Genomic DNA, 4103 nt, shown 5'->3' with positions numbered 1-4103 from the left:
GGGCCGGGCCACCCTGTCACTCTAGGCCGGGTACCGTATGTCGAGGCTCACATTTCGACGCGATGTCGGTCGGTGTGATCGTTCTCGTGCGGGGGCACCGGCCGCCGCTCCGTAGACTGATCGGATCAGATGCGCTATCCGGAGGGAGCTAGTTCAGGTGGGAGTGCTTTCCCGGGTCGACACGCCCGATGATCTGCGCCGGCTGACCGCGCCGCAGGTGCGCGAGCTGGCGGAGGAGATCCGCGAGTTCCTGGTGCGCAAAGTCGCCGCGACCGGTGGGCACCTCGGCCCGAACCTCGGTGTGGTCGAACTCACCATCGCCCTGCACCGGATCTTCGACTCGCCGGCCGACCCGTTGATCTTCGACACCGGCCACCAGGCCTACGTGCACAAGATCTTGACCGGACGCAAGGACCAGTTCGACTCGCTGCGCAAGCGGGGCGGCCTGTCCGGCTACCCGAGCCGGGCCGAGAGCGCCCACGACTGGGTGGAGTCCTCGCACGCCTCGGCGGCGTTGTCCTACGCGGACGGCCTGGCGAAGGCGTTCGCGCTGAGCGGGCAGGACCGGCACGTGGTCGCGATCGTCGGCGACGGCGCGCTCACCGGCGGCATGTGCTGGGAGGCGCTGAACAACATCGCCGCCGCGGACCGCCCCGTGGTCGTCGTGGTCAACGACAACGGCCGCTCCTACGCGCCCACCATCGGCGGTCTGGCCGATCGGCTGACCGCGCTGCGCACCCAGCCCGCATACGAGCACGCCTTGGACACGGGCAAGCGCATCCTCAAGAGCATCCCCCGGGTGGGCGAATCGGCGTACTCGATGGTGCACGCGGTGAAGGCGGGCATCAAGGACGCGGTCAGCCCGCAGGAACTGTTCAGCGACCTCGGCCTGAAGTACGTCGGGCCGGTGGACGGCCACGACGTCGTCGCGCTCGAGGCCGCGCTGCGCCGGGCCAAGGACTTCGGCGGCCCCGTCGTGGTGCACGCGGTGACGCAGAAGGGCCGCGGCTACGCGCCCGCCGAGAACCATGTCGCCGACCAGATGCACGCCTGCGATCCCATCGACCCGCTCACCGGCGTCCCGGTCGGCGGTCCCAAGGCGCGCGGATGGACCTCGGTGTTCTCCGAGGAGCTGATCGCGCACGCCGAGCGCCGCGCCGATATCGTGGCCATCACCGCGGCGATGCCCGGCCCGACCGGACTGGCGGCATTCGGGGAGCGCTTCCCGGATCGGATGTTCGACGTCGGCATCGCCGAGCAGCACGCCATGGCCTCCGCGGCGGGGCTCGCCCTCGGCGGCATGCATCCGGTGGTCGCGATCTACTCGACCTTCCTCAACCGCGCCTTCGACCAGTTGCTGATGGATGTGGCGCTGCTGAAGCAGCCGGTCACCGTGGTGCTGGACCGCGCGGGCATCACCGGCTCCGACGGCGCCAGCCACAACGGCATGTGGGATCTGTCGGTGCTCGGGATCATCCCCGGTATCCGGGTCGCCGCTCCGCGCGACGCCGCGACGCTGCGGGAGGAACTGGCCGAGGCGCTGGCCGTCAACGACGGGCCGACCGCACTGCGTTTCCCGAAAGGCAGCGTCGCCGAGGACATTTCGGCGGTCGAACGGCTGGACGGCATCGACGTGCTGCGGATGGCCGAGCCGGACGGCGGCTCGGTGCAGGCGGTGCACGGCGACGTGCTGCTCGTCGCGGTGGGCGCATTCGCGAGCACGGCTCTGGAAGCGGCGAATCTGCTGGATTCCGAGGGGGTCTCGGTCACCGTCATCGACCCGCGCTGGGTGCTGCCGGTCTCCGACACGCTGCTGAAACTGGCGGAGAACTACCGGCTCGTGGTCACGCTGGAAGACGGCGGGCTGCACGGCGGCATCGGCTCCACGGTGTCGGCCCGCCTGCGCAACTCCGGGCTGGACATCCCGACCCGCGATCTCGGTGTGCCGCAACAGTTCCTGGACCATGCCTCACGCGGTGAGGTACACACCGAACTCGGCCTCACCGGCCCGGATATCGCCCGCCGGATCAGCGGGTGGCTGGCCGCTCGCTGACGCCGAAGCCTCGGGCGAGCGGCCGGGGCGGACACTAGTCCGACGGCGGCAACGCCGCGGTCAGCCGCGGGACGACGAGTTCCCGCTGCCACGGCCGGGCGCCGCCGGACTTCAGGAATCCGTCGACGGCGGAGGGTTCGACCGTCTCGTAGTCGGGCAGTCCGTCCCAGCACAGACGGCGGACCAGGTCCGGCGCGAGCAAGTTCTCCACCGGGATCGCATGCTGCGTCGACAACTCGGCCATGGCGGCTCGGGCCCGGGTCAGACGCGCCGCCGCGGCCGGGTCGCGGCGCTCCCACCGATTGACCGGCGGCGGGCCGTCGAACGGCTGGGTGAGCGGGGGCAGGTCGCTGTCGGGCAACGTACGGCCGCGCTCGATCGCGGCGAGCCATTCGCGGGAATACCGGCGCTGTCGCGGACCGCCGAACACGGGCAGGGTGCGCAACTGCGCGATGGATCTGGGTTCCGCGGCCGCCGCGGCGATGATCGCGGCATCGGGCAGGATGCGCGCGGGCGCCACGTCGCGGGCGCGGGCCAGCGCGTCCCTGGCGGTCCACAGCTCGCGCACCACCGCCAGTTGCCTGGCGCGGCGCAGGGTGTGGATGCCCGAGGTACGCCGCCAGCGCTCGGCCTTCGGCGCGGGCGGGTCCAAGGTGCGAATGTGCTCGAATTCCTGTGCCGCCCAATCGGTTTTGCCCTGCTCATCGAGAGCGGCGGCGACGGCGTCGCGCAGCTCCAGCAGCAATTCGACGTCCAAGGCGGCGTAATTCAGCCAATCGGCGGGCAGCGGCCGGGTGGACCAGTCGGCCGCCCCGTGCCCCTTGCGCAGCGCATGGCCCAGCAGCCGCTCCACCATCGCCGCCAGCCCGACACGCTCGAAACCGGCCAGGCGTCCGCCCAGTTCGGTGTCGAACAGCCGGGCCGGGCGCAAGCCGAGTTCGGCGAGACCGGGGAGGTCCTGGTCCGCGGAATGCAGGACCCACTCCAGCCCGTTGATCGCGTCGGCCAGCGGGCCGAGAGCGTCGGTGACCGGGATCGGGTCGATGAGGAACGTGCCCGCGCCCGCCCGGCGCAGCTGGATCAGATACGCGCGCGCCGAATAGCGGAAACCGGAGGCGCGCTCGGCATCCACGGCCAGCGGGCCGGTGCCCGCGGCCAGCCGGGCGGCGGCGGCACTGATCTCGGCGGCGGTGTCCAGTACCGGGGGCACGCCCTCCACCGGCGCGAGCAGCGGCGTCGCGGCCGAGGGTTCGGATTCGTCTGGTACGGACATGGTGTTGAACTCTACGTGCCGACGCCACGGCGCCGCCGTCCTATCGGCGCATAAGTGTGTCGACGAATCGCGCGCGGGGGGCCGGGCACACCGGCTCGGGGCGGCTCCGGCGCAGGTCACGGCGCGCCGACGGCGCGCTCAGGGGTGATCGCCGGGCAGGCCGGGCCGGACCTGCAGCTGGGTCACCCCGGCCGGCGGCAGCCCCGCCGCGTAGGCCAGTACCTCGCAGAACGCCTCCAGATGCGGGCGCATGTCGGTGGTGACCGGCGTCCACGACGCGCGTATCTCCAACTGATGGGCGCGCGGCGGGCCTGCGATGTCCCCGTAGCGCACCGAGCTGGTCGAGGTCACCGTGCCGCCGAGCGCGGTGAACGGCTCGGTGCGTGTCTCCAGCGCGTCCACCAGCCAGCTCCACGCCACCTCGGGCAACAGGGGATCGGTGGCGAGCGCGGCGTCGATATCGGCCTGGATGTAGGCGACCAGGCGCAAGGTGCCGTGCCAGGTGTCGTCGCCGTCCGGATCGTGCAGCAGGATCAGCCTGCCGAACGCGTCGCCTTCGGAATCAACGGGCACTACAGGAGTTTCCGGATGTGTTACCTCCGCGCCGATGGCGTAGGAGAACGGTGCGAGTCGTTGCGGCGGCCGGATGGGCGCGAGCTCGATCCGAGGGTGCACGGTAGCGGTGCCCATCGCCTCGACCGCGGCGCGAAACTGAGCTGGCTCGCCATGGGGTCCTTCGGTCGGTGCGGCGCCGTCGCGGAAGTCGAGCGGTGTCAC

At 71.6% G+C, this 4103-nt stretch carries 3 protein-coding genes; 1 reads left to right on the top strand and 2 read right to left on the bottom strand.

The features are described 5' to 3' along the window. Nucleotides 1-157 precede the first annotated feature (157 nt). On the top strand, nt 158-2053 hold the full coding sequence (dxs, locus tag ON21_RS17255; RefSeq protein WP_039799134.1) for a 1-deoxy-D-xylulose-5-phosphate synthase: 1896 nt from the start codon (nt 158-160) through the stop codon (nt 2051-2053). Between the two features lie 34 nt (nt 2054-2087). Here dxs and ON21_RS17250 read toward each other — a convergent pair whose 3' ends face one another. Together ON21_RS17250 and ON21_RS17245 are read right to left on the bottom strand one after the other, a co-directional pair. Beyond that, a complete protein-coding gene (locus ON21_RS17250) occupies nt 2088-3326 on the bottom strand; it encodes an HRDC domain-containing protein (protein WP_039799133.1) in 1239 nt (412 codons plus the stop codon). A gap of 138 nt (nt 3327-3464) precedes the next feature. Further along, the gene (locus ON21_RS17245) at nt 3465-4103 is read right to left on the bottom strand and encodes a DUF3000 domain-containing protein (protein ID WP_083880688.1); all 639 of its coding nucleotides are present in this window, start codon (nt 4101-4103) and stop codon (nt 3465-3467) included.

The organism is Nocardia araoensis NBRC 100135, from assembly GCF_000308435.1.
Taxonomy (GTDB): Bacteria; Actinomycetota; Actinomycetes; order Mycobacteriales; family Mycobacteriaceae; genus Nocardia; species Nocardia araoensis.
The sequence above is the reverse complement of the archived record's forward strand: the minus strand, read 5'-3'. Positions and strand labels throughout refer to the sequence as shown.